At 70.5% G+C, this 21546-nt stretch carries 15 protein-coding genes; 9 read left to right on the forward strand and 6 right to left on the reverse strand.

From position 1 onward, the window contains the following. Positions 1–30: 30 nt before the first annotated feature. From KHP12_RS09620 to KHP12_RS09645, 6 genes are all read left to right on the forward strand, one after another. Positions 31–1380, forward strand: coding sequence for an ABC transporter substrate-binding protein (locus KHP12_RS09620; protein ID WP_086879584.1), 1350 nt, complete (start codon positions 31–33; stop codon positions 1378–1380). Next, positions 1377–2342 (forward strand): carbohydrate ABC transporter permease, encoded by a 966-nt coding sequence (locus KHP12_RS09625; protein WP_107471656.1) that lies wholly within the window; start codon positions 1377–1379, stop codon positions 2340–2342. The genes KHP12_RS09620 and KHP12_RS09625 overlap by 4 nt, the downstream gene beginning before the upstream one ends. Further along, positions 2339–3217, forward strand: a complete 879-nt coding sequence (locus tag KHP12_RS09630) for a carbohydrate ABC transporter permease (protein ID WP_086879582.1) — start codon at positions 2339–2341, stop codon at positions 3215–3217. Before KHP12_RS09625 ends, KHP12_RS09630 begins: the two co-directional genes overlap by 4 nt. Beyond that, positions 3214–4203 carry a zinc-dependent alcohol dehydrogenase family protein gene (locus KHP12_RS09635; protein WP_086879581.1) on the forward strand — a complete coding sequence of 330 codons (990 nt, stop codon included), beginning with the start codon at positions 3214–3216 and terminating at the stop codon, positions 4201–4203. The genes KHP12_RS09630 and KHP12_RS09635 overlap by 4 nt, the downstream gene beginning before the upstream one ends. Before the next feature lie 79 nt (positions 4204–4282). Continuing rightward, complete coding sequence (locus tag KHP12_RS09640) at positions 4283–5653, forward strand: NAD(P)/FAD-dependent oxidoreductase (protein ID WP_086879580.1); 1371 nt, start codon at positions 4283–4285, stop codon at positions 5651–5653. 169 nt (positions 5654–5822) lie between these two features. After that, entirely contained in the window at positions 5823–6620 is a 798-nt protein-coding gene (locus KHP12_RS09645) for a DeoR/GlpR family DNA-binding transcription regulator (RefSeq protein WP_051573119.1), read from the forward strand. An 86-nt stretch (positions 6621–6706) separates the two neighbouring features. Here the strand turns inward: KHP12_RS09645 and KHP12_RS09650 are convergent, their stop codons facing one another. Then, positions 6707–7273 (reverse strand): snapalysin family zinc-dependent metalloprotease, encoded by a 567-nt coding sequence (locus KHP12_RS09650; protein ID WP_308289348.1) that lies wholly within the window; start codon positions 7271–7273, stop codon positions 6707–6709. 158 nt (positions 7274–7431) lie between these two features. Here KHP12_RS09650 and recQ point away from each other — a divergent pair, with 158 nt between their 5' ends. Then, a complete protein-coding gene (recQ, locus tag KHP12_RS09655) occupies positions 7432–9303 on the forward strand; it encodes a DNA helicase RecQ (RefSeq protein ID WP_086879579.1) in 1872 nt (623 codons plus the stop codon). Between the two features lie 207 nt (positions 9304–9510). On the opposite strand, the gene KHP12_RS09660 is transcribed toward recQ, so the two are convergent. Both KHP12_RS09660 and KHP12_RS09665 read right to left on the reverse strand, forming a co-directional pair. Next, entirely contained in the window at positions 9511–11664 is a 2154-nt protein-coding gene (locus KHP12_RS09660) for an OmpL47-type beta-barrel domain-containing protein (protein WP_244202500.1), read from the reverse strand. Positions 11665–11726: 62 nt separating this feature from the next. Further along, the gene (locus KHP12_RS09665; protein WP_246643093.1) at positions 11727–14204 is read right to left on the reverse strand and encodes a ThuA domain-containing protein; all 2478 of its coding nucleotides are present in this window, start codon (positions 14202–14204) and stop codon (positions 11727–11729) included. 223 nt (positions 14205–14427) lie between these two features. Here KHP12_RS09665 and KHP12_RS09670 point away from each other — a divergent pair, with 223 nt between their 5' ends. Further along, positions 14428–15432, forward strand: coding sequence for a multicopper oxidase domain-containing protein (locus KHP12_RS09670; RefSeq protein ID WP_037952470.1), 1005 nt, complete (start codon positions 14428–14430; stop codon positions 15430–15432). A gap of 58 nt (positions 15433–15490) precedes the next feature. Here the strand turns inward: KHP12_RS09670 and KHP12_RS09675 are convergent, their stop codons facing one another. Both KHP12_RS09675 and KHP12_RS09680 read right to left on the reverse strand, forming a co-directional pair. Then, entirely contained in the window at positions 15491–16684 is a 1194-nt protein-coding gene (locus tag KHP12_RS09675; protein WP_086879578.1) for a S1 family peptidase, read from the reverse strand. Between the two features lie 142 nt (positions 16685–16826). Continuing rightward, the gene (locus KHP12_RS09680) at positions 16827–17537 is read right to left on the reverse strand and encodes a FadR/GntR family transcriptional regulator (protein ID WP_086879577.1); all 711 of its coding nucleotides are present in this window, start codon (positions 17535–17537) and stop codon (positions 16827–16829) included. A gap of 232 nt (positions 17538–17769) precedes the next feature. Here KHP12_RS09680 and KHP12_RS09685 point away from each other — a divergent pair, with 232 nt between their 5' ends. Beyond that, positions 17770–19044, forward strand: a complete 1275-nt coding sequence (locus tag KHP12_RS09685; protein WP_086879576.1) for an SLC13 family permease — start codon at positions 17770–17772, stop codon at positions 19042–19044. Between the two features lie 35 nt (positions 19045–19079). Here the strand turns inward: KHP12_RS09685 and KHP12_RS09690 are convergent, their stop codons facing one another. Then, positions 19080–21497, reverse strand: coding sequence for a glycoside hydrolase family 65 protein (locus KHP12_RS09690; protein WP_211832564.1), 2418 nt, complete (start codon positions 21495–21497; stop codon positions 19080–19082). Between the last annotated feature and the right edge of the window lie 49 nt (positions 21498–21546).

Here is a 21546-nt window from a genome sequence, read left to right on the forward strand (position 1 = left end):
CTTCCCCACGTCCCTTCGATTGGACCCGTTATGCCAGTCCTGACTCTTCGTGCTGCCCGGATACCGGTGGTGGCCCTGACCGCGGGCGCGCTCCTGAGCGGTTGCGCCGGTATGGGGGGCGGCAGCTCAGGCGACAAGACCATCCGCGTCCTGATGGTGAACAACCCGCAGATGGTGGATCTGCAAAAACTCACCAAGAAGTATTTCACCAAGGAAACGGGCATTACGGTCGACTTCACGATGATGCCGGAGAACGAGGTCCGCGACAAGATCAGTCAGGACTTCGCCAATCAGGCGCGCCAGTACGACGTGGCCACCATCAGCAATTTCGAGGTGCCGTTCTACGCGAAGAACGGCTGGCTGATGCCGCTCGACAGCTACGCCGCCAAGGACAAGGCATTCGACCAGAAGGACGTCCTCCCCTCGATGCGGGAGTCGCTGACCGCCGAGGACGGCAAGCTCTACGCCGAGCCCTTCTACGGTGAGTCGTCGTTCCTGATGTACCGCAAGGACGTCCTCGCCGAGAAGCATCTGAAGATGCCCGAGCGGCCCACCTGGCAGCAGGTCGCGGACATCGCCGCCAAGGTGGACGGCTCCCGCAAGGGGATGAACGGCATCTGCCTGCGCGGACTGCCCGGCTGGGGCGAGCTGATGGCCCCGCTCACCACGGTGGTCAACACCTTCGGCGGCACCTGGTTCACCAAGGACTGGAAGGCCCAGCTGGACTCGCCGGAATTCACCAAGGCGACCAAGTTCTATGTCGACCTGGTGCGCAAGCACGGTGAGGCCGGTGCGGCCCAGTCGGGCTTCGCCGAGTGCCTGAACAACCTCACCCAGGGCAAGAGCGCCATGTGGTACGACGCCACCTCGGCCGCCGGGTCGCTGGAGGCCAAGGGGTCCCCCGTCAAGGGCAAGATCGGATATGTCCAGGCGCCGGTGGTGAAGACCGACACCTCGGGCTGGCTCTACACCTGGGCCTGGGGCGTGCAGAAGGCGTCGCGCCACCCCGACAACGCGTGGAAGTTCATCTCCTGGGCATCCAGCAAGAAGTACGAGTCCCTGGTCGGCAAGACCTTCGGCTGGGCCAATGTGCCCGCCGGCAAGCGGTCGTCCACCTACTCCAACCCGGACTACCGCGACACCGCGAGCACCTTCTCCGAGCAGACGCGCAAGGCCATCACCAGCGCCAAGCCGCGCGATCCCGGAGTGCAGCCGCGGCCGACCATCGGCATCCAGTTCGTCGACATCCCCGAATTCGCCGATCTCGGCACCAAGGTCGCCCAGGAGATCAGCGCCGCGATCGCCGGTAAGCAGTCCGTCGAGGCGGCATTGAAGAATTCGCAGAAGCTGGCCGAGAAGGTCGGCGAGGAGTACCGATGAGTAATCCGACGACGGCAGTACCCGTCAGCGGCCAGCGGCCACCGACCGCGGCCCCCGCCTCCGTGGGGCGCCCCATGGCGACCCGGAACCGGGCCCGGGAGTGGGCCACCCGGGCACCGCTGCTGCCCGCGCTGATCTTCCTGATCGTGGTCACCCAGCTTCCGTTCGTGGCCACGCTGGTGATCTCGCTCTTCGACTGGAACTCGTTCCGGCCCGACCGCCGTGCGTTCGCGGGGCTGGACAACTACAAGACGGTGCTCAGCGACGCGTCGCTGCGCGAGTCCATCCTCACCACCGTGCTGCTGACCGCCTCCGTGGTGATCGTCAGTGTGGTGCTGGGGCTGCTGCTGGCGCTGCTGCTGGACCGCAAGTTCCGCGGCCGGGGCCTGGTCCGCACCATGCTCATCGCGCCGTTCCTGCTGGTGCCGGTGGCCTCGGCGCTGCTGTGGAAGCACGCGCTGTACAACCCCGAGTACGGCCTGTTCAACGGCGTGCTCAACTGGCTGGGCGGCCCCCAGCCGGAGTGGCTCACCGATACGCCGCTGATTGCGGTGGAGGCGTCGCTGATCTGGCAGTGGACGCCGTTCATGATGCTCATCCTGCTGGCCGGGCTACAGAGCCGCCCGCTGGACATGATCGAGGCGGCCCGGCTGGACGGGGCGGGCAACTGGCAGATCTTCCGCTTTCTGACCCTGCCGCATCTGCGCCGCTATCTGGAGCTCGGCACCCTGCTGGGGTCCATCTACATCGTGCAGAACTTCGACGCCGTGTTCACCATGACCCGCGGTGGCCTGAACACCGCCAACCTCCCCTACACCATCTACGAAACCTTCTACAACGCCCACGAGTACGGGCTGGCATCGGCCGCTGGGGTCGTCGTGGTGATCGGCACGATCATCATCGCCACCTTCGCGCTGCGCGTGGTGTCGTCCCTCTTCCGTGAGGAGGTGTCCCACGCATGACCGCCGTGAGCACGCCGGTCACCATCACCGGCCTTCCGGAGCCCGCCCGCCGGGCCAAGCGGCGCGGTGCGGCGCTGGGCCTGCTGGCCTGGTTCGTCGGCATCGTGTTCGTGCTGCCGGTGCTGTGGATGCTGCTGACCTCGTTCCACTCCGAGGCCGACGCCGCCACCAACCCGCCGTCGCTGACCGCTTCGCTGACCCTCGACGGGTACAAGGAGTTCTTCGGCTCGGGCGGCGGGGCCAGCCCCTGGCCCTCGCTGCTGAACTCGATGGGCACGTCCCTCTTCTCCACCGGCTTCGTGCTGCTGCTGGCGCTTCCGGCGGCGTACGCGCTGTCGATCCGGCGGGTGCGCAAGTGGACCGATGTGATGTTCTTCTTCCTGTCCACCAAGATGCTGCCGGTGGTGGCCGGGCTGCTGCCGGTGTTCCTGTTCGCCAAGGACATCAGCTTCCTGGACAACGTCTGGCTGCTGGTCATCCTCTACACCTCGATGAACCTGCCGATCGCGGTGTGGATGATGCAGTCCTTCCTCGCCGACGTCCCGGTGTCGATCATCGAGGCCGCCCAGATGGACGGGGCGCGGCTGCCCACCATCCTGTGGCGGGTCGTGGCCCCGATCGCGGGTCCGGGCATCGCCGCCACCTCGCTGATCTGCTTCATCTTCAGCTGGAACGAGATGCTCTTCGCCCAGGTGCTCACCGGTGTGGTCGCCCAGACCGCCCCGGCGTTCCTGACGACGTTCGTGACCAGTCAGGGGCTGTTCCTGGCCAAGGTGTGCGCCGCGTCGATCGTGATTTCCCTGCCGGTGCTCGCCGCCGGTTTCGCCGCCCAGGACAAGCTGGTCCAGGGCCTGTCGCTAGGAGCAGTCAAATGAGGGCCGCAGTCATCGAAGCCCCCGGGAAGGTCACCGTCGCCACCGTCGCGGACCCCACCCCGGGCCCCCGTGAGGTCGTGGTGGATGTGGCGGCCTGCGGGCTGTGCGGCACCGATCTGCACATCCTCCAGGGGGAGTTCGCGCCCACCCTGCCGATCGTCCCCGGGCATGAGTTCGCCGGTGAGGTCGTCGGTGTGGGCAGCCATGTCACCGAGCTGGCGGTGGGCGACCGGGTCGCCGTCGACCCCTCCCTGCACTGCCACGAGTGCCGCTACTGCCGGATCGGCCGGGGCAATCTGTGCGACAACTGGAACGCGATCGGGGTCAGCGTCCCCGGCGGGGCCGCCGAGTTCGCGGTGGCCCCGGTGGCCAACTGCGTCAAGCTGCCCGAGCACGTGGACGTGGCCGACGCGGCCCTGATCGAGCCGCTGTCCTGCGCGGTGCGCGGCTATGACGTGCTCAACGGCAACCTGGGCGCCGAGGTGCTCATCTACGGCTCCGGCACCATGGGGCTGATGATGCTGGAGCTGGCCAAGCGGACCGGCGCCACCAGCGTGGACATGCTCGATGTCAACGCCGAGCGGCTGTCCACCGCCACCACCCTCGGCTGCTCCCGGTCCGCCGCCTCGGCGGACGAGCTGGACCAGCCGCGGGGCTGGGACGTGGTCATCGACGCCACCGGCAACCAGGCCGCCATTCAGGACGGCCTGGGCCGGGTGGCCAAAGCCGGAACGTTCCTTCAGTTCGGTGTCTCCGACTACGCGACGCGGGCCACCATCGAGCCGTACAAGATCTACAACCAGGAGATCACCATCACCGGTTCGATGGCCGTGCTGCACAGCTATGAGCGTGCCGCCGGGCTGTTCGCGAGCGGGGTGCTGGACCCGAAGATCTTCATCAGCCACCGGACGCCGCTGGAGGAGTACCCCAAGGCGCTCGACCAGTTCAAGGCGGGAGTGGGCCGGAAGATCGTGGTCGTCCCGTAACCGTGTGTGGTTGACGGCCCAAGCCCGGGGCACCAGGCTTGGGCCGTTATCGATCACGGTCGGCGGGAGGGGCGGGCATATGGGCAAGGGCGACGCGGTGGTGGTGGGCGGAGGTCTCGCGGGCACGCTGGCGGCGGGCGCGCTCCTCGGCCACGTCGACACGGTCACCCTGGTGGAGCGCGACCGCTACCCGGACCGGCCCGCCTTCCGCAAGGGCGTGCCCCAGGGCCGCCATCTGCATGTCTTCCTCAGCGGCGGGCGGCGCGCCCTGGAGACGCTGTTCCCCGGGCTGAACGGGGAGTTGGAGGCGGCCGGCGCGCACCGGCTGGAGGCGCCGCGCGATGTGATCACCAAGGGCGGCAACGGCTGGCAGCGCCGCTTCCACGAGGGCAGACACGCCACCACCAGCTGCACCCGGGCGCTGTTCGACGCCACCGTACGGGCGCGGGTCCTCGCCGAGGCCGAGGGGTCCGGGACCCGGGTGGAGGTGCTCCAGGGCACCGAGGCCACCGGGCTGCTCGGCGACGCGGACCGGGTCACCGGCGTACGGGTGCGGGCGCGGGACGCCGGGCGTGCCGAGCGGGAGTTACCCGCCGATCTGGTCGTCGACGCCTCGGGACGCGGCTCGCGCGCACCCAAGTGGCTGGCGGAGCTGGGCGCTCCGGCACCGCGCGAGGAGGTCGTCGACGCCGGGATCGGCTACTGCACCCAGATGTTCCGGCCCGTCGAGCCGCTGGACATGGCGATGGTCGTCCAGCCGCGCCCGGACCTTCCGCGCGGGGCGGCCTGGTCCCCGGTCGAGGGCGGCAACTGGCTGCTGACGCTGGGCGGGGTGCGCGGTCAGCATCCGCCGACCGAGAGCTCGGAGGTGCCCGGCTTCGTCAAGTCCCTGGGCGAGCCCGCGCTGTACGAGCATCTGCTGACCTGTGAGCCGGTGTCCCCGCCGTACGGGTTCCGCGACACCTCCAACCGCCGCCGCCACTACCACGCCCCGGGCGGGGTGCCCGAGGGGTTTCTCGCGGTCTCGGACGCCGCCTGCACCTTCAACCCGATCTACGGCCAGGGCATGGCGGTGGCCGCCCTCAGCGGGCTGGCCCTGCGCGGCTGCCTGGCCGAGGGGGGCCTGCGGCCCGGTTTCGCGGCCGCGGCGCAGCGCGCCGTGGCCCGGGCGAGCGACACCGCCTGGCTGACCGCCGTCGGCGCGGACCGCCCTTACGCCACGGACGGGGACACCACACCACCGGGGGCGGCCGAGCGGCTGCGGAGCTGGTATTTCGGGCGGCTGGCGGCCCGGGCGGCGATCGACCGGGTGGTCGGCGCGGCGTTCCGCGATGTCACCTATCTGGCGGCGGGCCCGTCCCGGCTGATGTCCCCTTCGGTCGCCCTGCGGACGGTGCTGCTGCCGAGGGCCCGGGGCCTGGCCGACCCGCCGCTGCGCGTGGAGAGCTGACCGGGGACGGCGCCCGGGAGGGTGTGCTCAGCCGGTCATCACGACGCAGGCCACGTGCCGGTTGGCATTTCCCCGGAGTCTGCGACGAAACGGCACGAAATGCGCAGACTGATAAGGTTGCTCAGGGCTGCGCAGAGTCGCGCAGAGTTACGGAAGGACGGGGGCCGCGATGCGTCAGGGGGCCGGGGCGGAGGAGCGCGGACGGCTGCGCGCCGGAGACCGCAGGGAACGGATCGCCCGGATGATCCAGACCGACGGCACGGTCGTCGTGGAGGAGCTGGCCCGCTCGCTGGAGGTGACGCCCTCCACCATCCGCCGGGATCTCGCGCTCCTCACCGAACAGGGCACCATCGCCCGCACCTACGGCGGCGCGATGAGCGCCGGTCACACCGCCGAGCCCACCCTGGGGCAGCGCAGCGGGCTCGCGGTCGCCGAGAAGGACCGCATAGGGCGCTGGGCGGCCGCGCGGATCGGGCCGGGCGACACCGTCATCCTCGACGCCGGCACCACCACCGGGCGGGTCGCCCACCATCTGCGCGCCCGCGGCGAGCTGACCGTGATCACCTGCGGCCTCACCGCGCTGGGCGAGCTGGCGGAGGCGGACGGCATCGAGCTGATCACCCTCGCCGGAACCCTGCGCCATGTCAGCCAGGGCTTCGTCGGACCGCTCGCCGAGCTGACCCTGTCCCGGCTGACCGCGGACAAGGTGTTCCTGGGCGCCGACGGGCTGGACGCGCGGCTGGGGATCTGCGAGGCGAGCCTCCAGCAGACCTCGCTCAAGGAGATGATGGCCGACCGCGGCAAGGAGGTGTACGTCCTGGCCGACAGCAGCAAGCTGGGCCAGTCCCCGTTCACCGCCTGGGCGCCGCTGGACCGGCCGTGGACGCTGGTCACCGACAGCGGCGCCACCGATGACCAGCTCGGCCCGTTCCGGGCGCTGCCCGACACCGAAGTGATCACCGTCTGACGACGTGCCGACAGCGGCGCGGTGACGGTGATGGGTGAGCGGGCCGGGAGCCTGGCTCCCGGCCCGCTCAGTCCCGGTGCATCGGGTCAGTCCCGGTACATCCGCGGCGTCGCGGCGGCCGTCGCGCCCGCGCCCACGAGGCCGAAGCTGTCCTCGACCTCGGCCTTCTCGGCGGCATTCGGGTTGGGGTTGGTGCAGGAGACCCCGGCGGTGGAGCCGGACATCAGGCTCGAGCACGGCCCCGGCTTCATGTCCGGCAGGCCGAGGATGTGGCCGAGCTCGTGCGAGGAGATCCGCACCGTGTTGTAGCCCTCGTCGACGGCCTCGCGGCCGAAGTAGATCGTGCCACTGCCCAGACCGGTCGACAGGGTGCGGGGCCAGCCGTTGTCCGCGATGATGCGGACGTTGGCCCGCTGCCCGGACGCGGCCGGCTTCAGCTGGACGTTGACCACGCTCGCGTTCCAGATCGCCGCGCCCTTGGCCACGGCGTCCTTGAACTCGGCGGCCCCGCTGGCGTCGTACGTCACCGTCCGCGCGGCGGCGGTGTGCTCCGCCGGGGCGGAGGCGGGGGCGGCCACGGCCTGTCCGGCCGTCAGGGCGAGCACCGCCGTCACCGCGGCGGGTAAGGCACGTAGGAACGTGCTGGATCTCACGATCGGCCTCCTCGTGGGGGAAGGATGGACGGAGCAAGTGGGCATGAGCATGGCATGTCGCCGTCTCATCGGCCACTGTGCCCACCCACCTTGCCTCATCCGGCCGGTTGTCCACAGGCGGTCACCGCGAGTACCTCCCGGCACCCTAGAATCGCGGGATGGCTCTCCCCGACACCGGCCCCGACATGAGCGACGCGCCCGGCCCCGAGACGAGCGAGGCGCTCGGCGTTCTGCACCGCGTCTTCGGTTACGACTCGTTCCGGGGAGGGCAGCAGGAGATCATCGACCATGTGGTGGCCGGTGGTGACGCGCTCGTCCTCATGCCGACCGGCGGTGGCAAATCGCTGTGCTACCAGATCCCGGCGCTGGTGCGGAAGGGCGTCGGTGTCGTCGTCTCGCCCCTGATCGCACTGATGCAGGACCAGGTCGACGCGCTGCGGAACCTCGGGGTGCGGGCCGGGTTCCTCAACTCCACCCAGGACCTGGACGAGCGGCGGATGGTCGAGGCCGAGTTCCTCGCGGGCGAGCTGGATCTGCTCTATCTCGCGCCGGAGCGGCTGCGGGTCGAGTCCACGCTGCGGCTGCTGGACCGGGGCCAGATCTCGCTGTTCGCCATCGACGAGGCGCACTGTGTGGCCCAGTGGGGGCACGACTTCCGGCCCGACTATCTGGCCCTGTCCGAGCTGCACGAGCGGTGGCCCACCGTGCCCCGGATCGCGCTGACCGCGACCGCCACCGAGGCCACCCACGCCGAGATCGCGTCCCGGCTGAAGCTCCAGGACGCGCTGCACTTCGTGGCCAGTTTCGACCGCCCGAACATCCAGTACCGGATCGCTCCCAAGAACGAGCCGAAGAAGCAGCTGCTGGAGCTGTTGCGCACCGAGCACCCGGGCGAGGCGGGGATCGTCTACTGCCTGTCCCGCTCCTCGGTGGAGAAGACGGCCGAGTTCCTGGTGGCCGAGGGTATCGACGCGGTGCCGTACCACGCGGGGCTGGACGCGCCGACCCGCGCCGAGCATCAGGCGCGCTTCCTGCGCGAGGACGGTCTGGTCGTGGTGGCCACGATCGCGTTCGGCATGGGGATCGACAAGCCCGATGTGCGGTTCGTGGCCCATCTGGACCTGCCCAAGTCCGTGGAGGGCTACTACCAGGAGACCGGCCGGGCCGGGCGGGATGGACAGCCCTCCACCGCATGGCTGGCGTACGGGCTCCAGGACGTGGTCCAGCAGCGGAAGATGATCGACACCTCCGAGGGCGACGACACCCATCGGCGCCGCCTCGGCGCCCATCTCGACGCGATGCTGGCGCTGTGCGAGACGGTGGAGTGCCGCCGGGTGGGGCTGCTGGCGTACTTCGGCCAGGAGTCCACCCCCTGTGGCAACTGCGACACCTGCCTCACTCCCCCGGAGTCCTGGGACGGCACCATCCCCGCGCAGAAGCTGCTGTCCACGGTGGTGCGGCTCAAGCGGGAGCGCAACCAGAAGTTCGGCGCGGGGCAGATCATCGACATCCTGCTCGGGAAGAAGACGGCCAAGGTCATCCAGTTCGACCATGACGCGCTGTCGGTGTTCGGTATCGGTACCGAGCTGCGCGAGGCCGAATGGCGCGGTGTGGTACGGCAGTTGCTGGCCCAGGGGGTGCTCGGCGTCGAGGGGGACTACGGCACGCTGGTGCTCACCGACGCGAGCGCTGAGGTGCTGAACCGGCAGCGCGAGATCAGGCTGCGGCGCGAGCCGGAGAAGGCGTCGCGCACCGCGAAGGGAAAGACGGGGGCCTCGGGGAAGGCCAAGAAGGCCCCGGTGGATCTGCCCGAGGAGGCCGTGCCGGTCTTCGAGCGGCTGCGCGCCTGGCGGGCGGCGACCGCGAAGGAGCAGGGCGTCCCCGCGTATGTGGTCTTCCACGACGCCACCCTGCGCGAGATCGCGACCCTTGCCCCGGCCACGCTCGAGGAGCTCGGCACGGTGAGCGGGGTCGGCGAGAACAAGCTGGTGAAGTACGGGCAGGGGATTCTGGACACCCTGGCGTCCTGACCGCCCCAGCCTTCTGACGTTACGTCAAACCCCCGCTTCCGCAACCCGGGAGCGGGGGTTTGGCAGGTCCGGAGCACAGGGGTTACCGATGAGTGTTACCTGAGGTAACCTCAGGGCCCGTGATCCATGGTCCGTGGCCGCCGGGGACTGGGGTGCTCCGGCGGCCACTCACCCTCGCGCCGTTCCTCATACCGTACGAGGCGGTTCCTACAGCTCCTTGATGCGGATGTCGCGGTACGAGATCACATCATCGGTGCTGTGGACCTGGAGACCGATGTACCCGGAGGAGTACCGACGGCCGTCCGTGCCGGGGTCGTCCGAGCGCGGCGGGGTGAACTCCTGACCACCGGTGTTGTCGAACTCATTGAGCAGCACACCGTTGCGGTAGATCGAGAAGTGCTGACCGACCACCCGGATCTCGTAGTCGTTCCAGCTGCCCTTGGGGGTGACCCCCGCCCCGGCCAGCCCGACCCGGTCGAAACCGTAGATCGATCCGGTCTTGTACATATCGCCGTCCGGGCGGTCGAGGATCTGCACCTCGTGCCCGTACTTGATGGCGACCCACTCCGGGCGGGACTCCTCGGGGTGGTCATGGACGTACGGGAAGCGCACGAAGACACCTCCGTTGGCATTGCCCGTCCCGGGTGCGTCATCGCGGAACTGGAGCTTCAGGGAGAAGTCGTCGTAGGTCCGCTGCGGGAACCACAGCATGCCCATGCCCTGGACCGAGGTGCTGCTGGTGATGCTGCCGTCGTCATTGAGGCCGAAGGCCCCGCCGCCCACGTGCTGCCACCTGTCGAGCGACTTCTGGGTGCCGTCGAACAGCGGGCGGTAGCCCTCGTCCTGACCGGGCTTGCCGATCCCGGACTGCTTGGCCGCCTTGTTGATGGCCCGGTACTCGCGCTGGTCGATGACGCCGTCGGTGAGCAGCTTGTCGGTGACGGAGGTGACGTGCTTGAGGAAGAGGGCGTGGGAGGACCAGTCCTTCTCGTCCTCGATCAGCTCATTGATGGTGCAGCGGCTGCGGGTGATGCGGTTGGGTACGCCGGTGTCCACCGTGCCGACGATCACCGTGAGGCGCTCGTCCCACTCCGGACACGCGGGTGCGGGCACCCCGCCGCCTTCGGCCACGGTGAAGGCGATCTGGCGGGCCTCGGAGGTGTTGCCCGCCTTGTCGGTGGCGCGGTACGCCACGGTGTGACGGCCCACCCGGTCCACCACCACGGGGGTGGCGTACGCGAGATAGGGACCGCTGTCCAGGGAGTACTCGACCTTCTCCACCCCGGAGTCGTCGTCCGCGGCGGTGAGTGTGACCTTGGCGCTGCCCACATAGGCGCCGTCGGAGTTCTTGGTCCCATCGACCTGCGCGGAGGTCGACGGCGGAATGGTGTCCTCGGCCGGCGGCACCACCACCGTGAAGTCCACCGACTTCACCTGCGACACGTTCCCCGCCTTGTCCGCCGCCCGGAAGCGCACCGTGTGCGCGCCCGCGTCATGGACCATCACCGGACCGGTGTAGGGCTGGAACTCCCCCTGGCCCAGGGCGTAGTCGATCCGGTTGACCCCGGAGCCGGTGTCCGAGGCGGTGACGGTCACGGTGGCCATGCCGATGTACGCACCGGACGGGTCCTTCTCACCGGAGACGGTGGCGGAGGTCTCCGGCGGTGTGGTGTCGTCCGTCGGCGGCGCCACCACGGTGAAGTCCACCGACTTCACCTCCGACACGTTCCCCGCCTTGTCGACCGCCCGGTAGCGGATGGTGTGCTGCCCGACCTGGTGGACCATCACCGGGGCGGTGTAGGGCTGGAACGCCCCGTCGCCTTCGGCGAACTCGATCCGGTCCACACCGGAGCCCTCGTCGGTGGCGGACACCGAGACGGTGGCCATCCCGATGTACGCGCCGTCGGCGTTCTTCTCGCCCTCGACCTTCGCCGTGGCCTCGGGCGCGGTGGTGTCCCCGCCCCCGCCGCCGTCGGTGACCACCAGGATGCCCTGCATCTGGCCGTGGCCGGGGATGGTGCAGTGGTAGCGGTAGCGGCCGGGGCTGAGGGTGACCTCGGCGGTGTGCTTGCCGCCGCTGTCGTCCGAGGGGTTGGCGAGGATGTTCAGCGGGACGTCGTTGTTGTACTCCGGGTCGGAGACATCGAACGTCAGGGTGTGCGGCATCCCCATGGTGTTGCCGGTGGCCGTGCTGTTCTCGAAGACGATGGTGGTCTTCCCGGCGACCGCGGTAGTGGGCGCCGAGGTGTACTTGGTGATGTCGTCACCCGCGGTCCAGGTGAGGGTCTGCTGGGCGGCCTGCCGGGTGTCGTCCTGTCCATAGGCCACCGTCGCCGTCGCCGAGCTCAGCCCGAGGACCATGAGCAGCGCGGCGAGCAGCGGCAGCCAGGGTCTGATGGGGTGGGGGCGCCTTCGCTTCACGGTCACTCCGCCTTCCTGGCCAGATCCTGGGCGAGCGGAGTGGGCTCGCCGCCGTTGTACGTGATGTGCCACAGCGCCGACTTGGAGTCGGAGGTGAAGAAGCCGCGCCCGTAGTCGAGGACGTAGAGCGAGCCGTCCGGGGCGAACTTCCAGTCCATGAGGTTGCGGATGCCGTCGGCGCCCACCGGGATGATCTTCTTGAGGGAGTCGGCGTGCACCGGCAGCCCGCCCTTGCCGACGGTCTTGGGGTCGGTCAGCACCGCGTGGCGCGGCTGGTCGGCGTCGTAGAAGTCGCCGACGAACCACTTGCCGTCCCAGTACTGGGGCCATTTGGTGGTGCTGTCACTGGTGGCGTCGTACCGGTAGACCGGGCCGTTCATGGTGGCCTGGCCGCCGCCCTTGAGCCACGGCAGCAGGTACTTGGCCTCGGACGTCTTGTAGCTGGGGATGCCATTGGCGTCCCGCGGGTAGTCGGGGGCGCCGCCCTGGGGCGAGTACCAGATGGTGTTCGCGGTGACGGGCGGCAGGTTCACCAGACCGTCGTTGTTGGGCGACTCGTTCTTGGGGTGGTCGCAGTCGTACCAGCCCAGCGGCTTGCTGGGGTCGGGCAGATTGCGGTCCCGGTAGGGCTGCTTGTTGCCCATGCAGAACGGCCAGCCGTGGTTGCCCGCCTTGGTGATGGCCGCGAAGGTGTCGTACTTGGCCGGGCCCCAGGTGGTGCTGGGCTCGCCCGCGTCCGGGCCGACCCACCCCGCGTAGAGGATGTCGGTCTTCTGGTCCACGAAGATCCGGGCCGGGTTGCGCACCCCCATCACATAGATCTCGCCACGGGTCTTGGCCCCGCCCTCGTCGGGCTCCTTGCCGGTGAAGAGATTGCCCTCGGGGAGGGTGTAGGTGCCGTCGTCCTCGGGGTGGATCCGCAGGATCTTGCCGTTGAGGTTGTGGGTGTTGCCCGCGGTGCGGCGGGCGTCGGCGAAGGAGACGCCCTTGTAGTTCGGCTGCGGGTTGTTGCCGGAGTACCCGTCGCTGAACTGGGAGGAGTTGTTGTCGCCGGTGGCGATGTAGAGGTTGCCCTTGGAGTCCCAGCTCATCCCGCCGCCCGCGTGGCAGCAGCTGTGGATCTGGACCGGCCAGGAGAGCAGGACCTTCTCCGAGCCCAGGTCCAGCTTGTTGGTCTTCAGGTCCAGGGTGAACCGGGAGACGCGGCGCTCGGCCATCTGGGTGTCCCGGTTGATCCGGGAGTGCGGGGTGTAGTGCAGATACACCCAGCCGTTGGTGAGGAAGTCCGGGTCCAGCTCGATGCCGAGCAGCCCCTCCTCGACCTTGATCAGCTCATCGCCGCCGCCCTTGTTGCCGAAGACGGTCAGGGCGCCCGCGAGCGTCACCTTGCCGGTGGCCGGGTCATAGACATGGATCTGGCCCTGCCCCTTGCCGATGTCCGGGTCGTTCCAGTCGGTGACCACGGGCGCGCTGTTGTCGCCGCCGCCCCGGCCGATGTACAGCACCCGGCCGTCCTTGGCGACGACGAGGCCGTGCGGCTCGCCGATCTGGTCGGACTGGCCCGGCTGATTGGGCTTGGTGACGCGCTCGGCCTTGTAGTTCGCGTTGATGGTGGCCTTGCAGTCGGCGCGGGAGAGCCGGGTGGTCCACAGCAGCGCGCCGCGCAGATGGGCGCGGAAGTCGGTCTCCTGGAAGGTGGACACCGTGCCGCCCATGCCGGTGTAGAAGGAGCGGCCGCCGTCGTAGTCACGGCACCAGGAGATCGGGTGGTCCGCGCCGTTGGCGCCGGCGCCCGGCTGGTAGCTGGACTCGCGGACCCGGGCCACGGTGTGCACCGTGCCGGAGGGGTTGTCCTTCCAGTTGGTCCAGGTGTCGGTGCGCTTCCACTCCAGCGGCAGCTCCTTGGTGGCCGGGTGGACGCGGTCGCCGACCTCCACCACGGCGCGCTGGGCGGTGGCCGGGCTGGTGGCCGCCGGGCGGGCGCCGATCAGCCCGCTGTACCAGTCGGAGTACGGCTCGTTGCGGGCCGCGTCATGGATGCCGAGGAAGCCGCCGCCCGCCTCCATGTACGCCTCGAGCCCCGCCTCCTGCTCGGGGTCGAGCACATCGCCGGAGCCGGTCAGGAAGACCACGGCGTTGTACTTGCCGAGCCGGGGCTTGGTGAAGACCGAGGCGTCGGCGGTGGCGTCGACGGTGAACCGGGTCGCCGCGGGGCCCTGGTTGCCGATCCGCTCGATGGCCTCGATGCCCGCGTTCACCGTGGCCGGCTCGTCCCCCGCCGAGCCGTGGAACACCAGGACCCGGACGTTGTCACCGCCGGGCGGCGACGGCAGCGTGAGTGGCGCACGATCCTCGGGCCGGGCGCTGGCGGGGGTTCCGCCCAGCAGGGTCGCGGTGAGGGCGCCGAAGAGCAGTGCCGCCACCCCCGCGCGTCTCCTTCGCAGCCGACCGACTGTCAGCCCTCTCCTCTTCGAGGGCATTTGGTACGGTATGTCCCGCATTGGTCACCCATCCCTCTCACGTACCTATAACACCGCTGAAGGAAGCTAGACGGCTTTTCGCAAGTCGCCAATAGCTATGACCGCAACTCAACGAACTTTGTCCTGAGTGTGGATGAACGAGCATCCCCCGGCTACCGTGAAAGCACCCCGGGGCATCTGCGCATCGTCAACGGCAGGGGATCCACAGCGATTTGGGAGAACGATGAGCGACGCACCCGGCTTCACCTCCAGACGCGGTCTCAGCAGACGGCTCTTCACCGGCGGCGCGGCCGCCGCGGCCGTCGGACCGCTGGCCCTCACCTCCCCCGCCGCCGCGAAGGCGCCGAAGACCCCGCCCGGCGGGGTCGAAACGGCGGCCGCGGGCGGCACGGTCCGCCATCTCAAGCTCTACGCGGAGAAGCTGCCGGACGGATCGATGGGGTACGGACTCGAGAAGGGCAAGGCCAGCATCCCCGGTCCGCTGATCGAGCTGACCGAGGGCGACACCCTGCACATCGAGTTCGAGAACACCATGGACGTCACGGCCAGCCTCCATGTGCACGGCCTGGACTACGACGTCGCCAGCGACGGCACCCAGCTCAACCGCAGCGCCGTGGAGCCGGGCGGCACCCGCACCTACACCTGGCGCACCCACACCCCGGGCAAGCGCGCCGACGGCACCTGGCGGCCGGGCAGCGCGGGCTACTGGCACTACCACGACCACGCGGTGGGCACCCCGCACGGCACCGGCGGCCTCCGGAAGGGGCTGTACGGACCGGTGGTGGTACGGCGGGCGGGCGACATCCTGCCGGACAAGCAGTTCACGATCGTCTTCAACGACATGACGATCAACAACAAGGCGGGGCATGACGCCCCCGAGTTCCGGGCCACGGTGGGCGACCGCGTCGAGATCATCATGATCACCCACGGCGAGTACTACCACACCTTCCATATGCACGGGCACCGGTGGGCGGACAACCGCACCGGGCTGCTGGAGGGCCCGGACGATGTGAGCCGGGTCATCGACAACAAGATCACCGGGCCCGCGGACTCCTTCGGCTTCCAGGTGATCGCCGGGGAGAACGTCGGCGCGGGCGCCTGGATGTACCACTGCCATGTCCAGAGCCACTCGGACATGGGCATGGCCGGGCTGTTCCTGGTCGCCAAGGCCGATGGCACCATCCCCGGCTACGACCCGCACCGGCTGTCGGCGCACCGCCCGGGGTAGCCGCCGGAGCGACACGACGGGGCGGGCCGCCGGGCCCGCCCCGTCGCCGTATCGCCCGTCAGGCGGTGTGCAGCCGCAGGCCGTACACCGACAGGATCTCGTTGACCGGCTGGTACCAGGTCTCGCCGCCGCTGGAGCAGTTGCCCCAGCCGCCCGAGGTCACGCCCTGGGCCTGGTCGCCGCTGATGAACGAGCCGCCGGAGTCGCCGCCCTCGGCGCACACGCTGGTCTTGGTCATCTCGTACACGGCGCCCTGGCTGTAGTTCACGGTCTCGTTCTTGGCCAGGACCGTGCCGCAGTGCCAGTGGGTGGTGGAGCCGGAGCGGCAGATGGAGGCGCCGATCGGGGCCTCGGCGGAGCCGCGGACCAGCTGGTCGGGGACGGTGCCCCAGCCGAGCACCACCGGCACGGTCCACCAGCCGCTGCCGACGCTGACGTAGGCGTAGTCATTGCCGGGGAAGGAGGAGCCCTGGAAGTTGCCGATGTACGAGCCGTCCCAGCCGCTGACGGAGCCCCCCGCCTGACCGCAGTGCCCGGCCGTGACGAAGCCGCCCTGGACCGAGAAGCCTATGGAGCAGCGGACGTTGCCGGTGTAGTACGGGTCGCCGCCGACCGTGCCGGCGGCGAAGGTCGTCGGCGCCTGGGCGGGGGCCTTCTCGACGGTGACCGGGACGGAGGCCGAGCGCTTCGCCTCGCGGAGGAACGCGCGGACGGCGGCGTCGCCCTCGCTCCCCTGCCGGACCCGGACCACGACGGCGCCCGCGCGGGGGTCGGTGCTCCAGCTGCTCACCCCGGCCGGGGCGGCCTGCTTCCGGGCCTTCGCGTCGAGGCGCGCCTTGGCCGCGTCGAGCGCGTCGGCGCTGTGCTCGACGATCCTGGTGGTGGCGCCCGTGGCCCGTACCGACGCGGCCCGTTCGGCGCTGGTGACGCCGACGACCAGCTTCCCGCTGCCCGTGTCGAACCACGAGCCTCCGTAGGAGGTGCCCGCGGCGCGCTTGGCCTTGGGCTCCAGCCTCATGGCGGCGGCCTCCTGGCCCAGCCGTTCCCGCGCCTGGTCCGCGGTCAGGCCGAGGTCCCGGCCGAGCGCGCGGACGAGGGTGGCGGACGGCGCCGACGCGGCGGCGGGCTTCGCCGCGGGGGCGGCGGCGCCGGATGCCGCGGCGGCGGTCGAGAAGGCCCCGCCGGCGCCCGAGAGGGCGCCGAGGACGAGGAGTGCGGACAGTCCGGCACGGACAACGGGCTTCCGTCTCATGGAAGTTCCCCTTCTGCTCAGCGGGTGAGAGCGCTTTCACGCGTCGATCGCGCAGAGCCTAGCGAGCCACCGGGGAAAGTCCAGACCAAAGCCGTGATCGGTCACGGTCGGGCAGGAGGCCGGAGAGGATGCCGCCGCGGGCTCAAGGGGCTTCGTCCGGATTCCAGTTGAGCAGCCGCACCTGGGCGACCGTGCGGACATGGCGGCGCATGGCCGCGGCGGCGGCCTTGGGGCGGCGCTCGGCGATGGCGTCCAGGATGCGCTGGTGCTGGGCGAGCGAGCGCCTGGGACGACCGGGCTGGCGCAGCGACTCCTCGCGGCTCTCGGCGATCTGGTCGGCGATCGAGCGCATGAACTCGGCGAGCAGCGGGCTGTGCGCGGCCGCGGTGACGGCGGCGTGGAAGCGGCGGTCACCCTCGACGCCGTGGCGGTCGGACTCGATCTCGTCCTCCATCCAGTGCAGGGCCTGCTGGAGGGCGATGAGGTCGTCGTCGGTGCGGCGCTCGGCGGCGAGTTCGGCCAGCTTGGTCTCCAACGCCTCGCGGGCGTCGAGCACATCGGGCAGCCGGCGGCGGCGCTCCACCAGCCGCTCGACGGGCTCGGTGTCGAGGCTGTCGCGCAGCAGGCACATCCCGCCGCCCTGGCGCACCTCGACGAGCCCCTGCACCTCGAGGACGACGATGGCCTGCTTGACGGAGGCGCGGCTGATGCCGAGGCGCTGGGCCAGCTCGCGCTCGGTGGGCAGCCGGTCGCCCGCCTTCAGGCCGCCCTCCTCGACGTAGGCGCGCAGCCTCTCCAGCACCTGCTCATACAGGCGCTGACGGTTCATCGGGCGCAGCGCGTCCTCGACCATACGGGCTCCCCCCATCGCGGTTTGTGATGGCCCCGATTCGCAGCGTAGCACCGGGTGGCCGGGCGGTGTGGTGGTTGTGCCGCCCTGTGGATAACTGGCCAATTGGCTGAGCCAATCTGCCACCGATGTCTTGACGGCCGAACCGCCCGGCCCTCAACGTGAGTCAGCCAGCAGGCCACTTGGCCCGACCGTCCCCGGTCCGCCGACCGGGTCCCCGTGACGGGAGCGCTCGATGTCCGACGAATTGATCTCGATACTCGTGCTGGTGGTGGTCTTCGTCATCGCCACCACCCGGTCGATCAATATGGGCGCCCTGTCCTTCGCTGCCGCCTTCGGCGTGGGCGAGCTGGTCGCCGACTTCAGCGCGGACCACATCTTCGCCGGGTTCCCGGGCGATCTGTTCGTGGTGCTGGTGGGGGTGACGTATCTGTTCGCCCTCGCCCGGGCCAATGGCACCACGGACTGGCTGGTGCACGCATCGATCCGGCTGGTGGGCGGGCGGGTCGCGCTGATCCCGTGGGTGATGTTCGCGATCAGCGGGGCGCTGACCGCGATCGGGGCGGTGAGCCCGGCGGCGGTGGCGATCGTCGCCCCGCTCGCGCTCTCCTTCGCCGCGCGGTACCAGATCAGCCCGCTGCTGATGGGCGCCATGGTGGTGCACGGCTCCCAGGGCGGTGGCTTCTCCCCCATCAGCATCTACGGATCGATCGTCAACGGCATCGTGGACCGGGAGAAGCTCCCCGGCAACGAGATCACGCTGTTCCTCACGAGCCTGGTGGTCAACCTGATCATCGCCGCCATCGTCTTCGTCGTCTGCGGCGGGCTGAAGCTCCCCAGGACCGCCGTCGCCACCGCCGGGGAGGAGCGGGAGGACGGGGCGGCGGAGGCACCGGCCGACGCGGAGGGCCGTCTCACCCCCGCCCGTATCGCCACGCTGGCCGCCCTGGTGGCGCTGGTGGTCGCGGTGCTCGCCTTCGACCTGGACGCCGGGCTCACCTCGATCAGCCTCGCCGTGGCCCTGAGCGTCTTCTGGCCGGACCACGGCAAGAAGGCGGTGAACGAGGTCACCTGGCCCACTGTGCTGCTGATCTGCGGTGTGCTCACCTATGTCGGGGTGCTGGACGAGATGGGCACCATCGACTACGCGGGCAAGGCGGTCAGCGACATCGGGATTCCGCTGCTCGCCGCCCTGCTGCTGTGCTACATCGGCGCGATCGTCTCCGCCTTCGCCTCCTCGGTGGGCATCATGGGCGCGCTGATCCCGCTCGCCGTTCCCTTCCTCGCCCAGGGCGACATCGGCGCGGTGGGGATGATCGCGGCCCTCGCGGTGTCGGCGACCGTCGTCGACGTCAGCCCCTTCTCGACCAACGGGGCGCTGGTGCTGGCCAACGCGCCGGATGTGGACCGGGACCGGTTCTTCCGGCAGCTGATGGTCTACGGCGGGATCATGGTGGTCGCGGTGCCCCCGGTCGTCTGGCTGGCGATGGTGGTCCCCGGCCTCGGCTGAAGCGGGCGGGCAATCGGCTGAACGGGCAGGCGGGTTCAGCCCGGTGGCAGCGGAACCCAGTGGGACTCGCCCGGGGCCACGGTCAGCGAACGGTCGGCGAGCCGCACCTCGATCGGGCGCTCCTCGGAGTCCGGCACGCTGATCCACAGCCGCTCGGCCCGCACCCGCAGCGCGACGCCCCAGTGGCCGCGATAGCGCATCGAGAACCGGTACTCGGAGAGACCGGACGGCTCGGGCAGCGGCACCGGGTCCAGCCACAGGGCGTCCTCGCGGGTCTCGAGGCCGGTCAGCCCGCGCTGCACCAGATCGAGGGTGCCGCCCATGGCGCCGAGGTGGATGCCCTCGCCGGTGGTGCCGCCCTGGACGTCCGCCACATCGCCGAGCAGCGCCTCCTGGCAGTGCCGCCATGCCTCGGCCCGGCGCGCCCGCGCCAGCACCCAGCCGTGCACCAGCTCGCTGAGGGTCGAGCCGTGGCTGGTCCGGGACAGGTAGTACGCCACCGTGTCCCGCCAGATGTCGTCGTCCAGGGCGTAGCCGAGCCGCCGGAAGAGGCCGGACAGCTCGGCGGGGCCGAAGAGATAGCCGAGCATCAGCGCGTCGGCCTGCTTGGAGACCTGGTAGCGGTTGACGGAGTCGCCCTCGGACTCCAGGATCCGGTCCATCCGGCGGATGTCGTCGTAGCGGGCCCGGTAGCCGTCCCAGTCGAGCTCGGCCAGCTCCCCGTAGCCGTCGAACTGGCTGATGACGCCCTGGTGGAAGGGGACCAGCAGCCGCCGGGAGACGTCCTCCCAGCGCTCCGGCTCCGCGCGGTCCAGGCCCACCCGCTCGAACAGCGCCCGGCGGCGCGGCTCGGGCAGGGTGCGGGCCAGCTCCAGGGCCCGGTCGAGCACCCAGGCGGCGGTCACGTTGGTGTACGCGTTGTCGTCGATCCCGGGGCGGGCGGCGCCGGGGTACCCGTCGTGGTACTCATCGGGCCCGACCACCCCGCGGATCCGGTACCGCCCCCGCTCCGGGTCGAGAACCGCCGTGTCCGCCCAGAAGCGGGCGATCTGCAACAGCATCTCCGCGCCCTTGGTGTGCAGGAACTCGGTGTCGCCGCTGGCCTCGCAGTACTGCCACACGTTGTACGCCACCGCCGAGCCCACATGGTGCTGGAGCCGTGAGTTGTCCGGCAGCCAGCGGCCGGAGCGCGGGTTCAGATGCAGGGTCTGGGTCTCCTCGCGCCCGTCGCTGCCGCTCTGCCAGGGGTACATCGCCCCGGCCCGCCCGGCGTCCGCGGCGGCGCGGCACGCCTGGGGCAGCCGCCGGTGGCGGTAGTGCAGCAGGGCCCGGGACACCTCGGGGAAGTGGAGGTTCAGATACGGCAGTACGAACAGCTCGTCCCAGAAGACATGTCCGCGGTACGCCTCGCCGTGCAGGCCCCGGGCGGGGACGCCCACGTCCAGCTCCGCGGTGTGCGGCGAGAGCGTCTGGAGGATGTGGAACAGGTGCAGCCGCAGGATGTGGCCCGGCTCGCCGGAGACCTCCAACGCCGCGTCGCGCCACAGGTGTTCCCATGCGGTGCGGTGGGAGGCGAGCAGCTTCCCGAACCCCGGCGCCCGGGCCACCCCGTCGAGGGCTGCCTGGACCGGATCGCTGATCGCGGGGTCCCTCGAGGTGTAGAACGCCACGGTCTTCTCGACGGTGACCGGGGCGTCCGGCGCGAGCGGCACGGCCAGGGTGCGCAGCGCGGCGCTGTGGGTGAGCCGCTGCCCGGTGCCGGTGGGCGTCCCGCCGCGCACGGCCAGGGTGCGCGCGGCCATGGCCACCCGCACCTCGGAGCTGGTGGTGCGGCAGCTCAGCCATACGGTGTCGGGGCCCGCGGCGCCGGTGCGGTGGTCGACGAGATGGCGGCCGGCCAGCGCGCCGTAGCGGGCCACGCCGGTGTTGGCCACGGCACCGTCGAGCCCCGACTCCAGCTCGACGGTGCCGGACCAGCCCTCGGCCCGAAAGGTGGTGCGCAGGGCCGCCAGATGCGGATCCCCCATGTGGACGAGGCGCCGCTGCTCGACGTGGAGCACCCGGCCGTGGCGGTCGGTGAACCGCAGCCGCCGCATGAGGGTGCCGTGCCGGAGGTCGAGGGTCTGCCGGTAACCGGTGAGCTCGTCCCCGTCGGGGGTGAGCCAGCCGCCGGGGCCCGCGGACCGGCCCGGGTCGCGGACGCGGTAGCGCAGCGGCAGCCAGTTCGGCAGGTTGACCATGTCCTCGTTCTCGACCTGGCGCCCGCCGACCACCGAGGTCAGCCGGTTGTAGCAGCCCGCCACATAGGTGCCGGGGTAGTGGGTGTCATCGGCGGCCGTCTCGGGGGCCGCGCCCCGGGTGGCGGCATAGCCGTTGCCGAGCGTGCACAGCGACTCCCGCAGCCGCTCCTCGCCGGGCTCGTAGCCCTCGTACTCCCACACCCAGTCCGACACGGCCGCTCACCGGCTCTCCTCCTCGACACCCCCATTGTGGTCCGGGCCG

Source organism: Streptomyces asiaticus, from assembly GCF_018138715.1.
Lineage (GTDB): Bacteria > Actinomycetota > Actinomycetes > Streptomycetales > Streptomycetaceae > Streptomyces > Streptomyces asiaticus.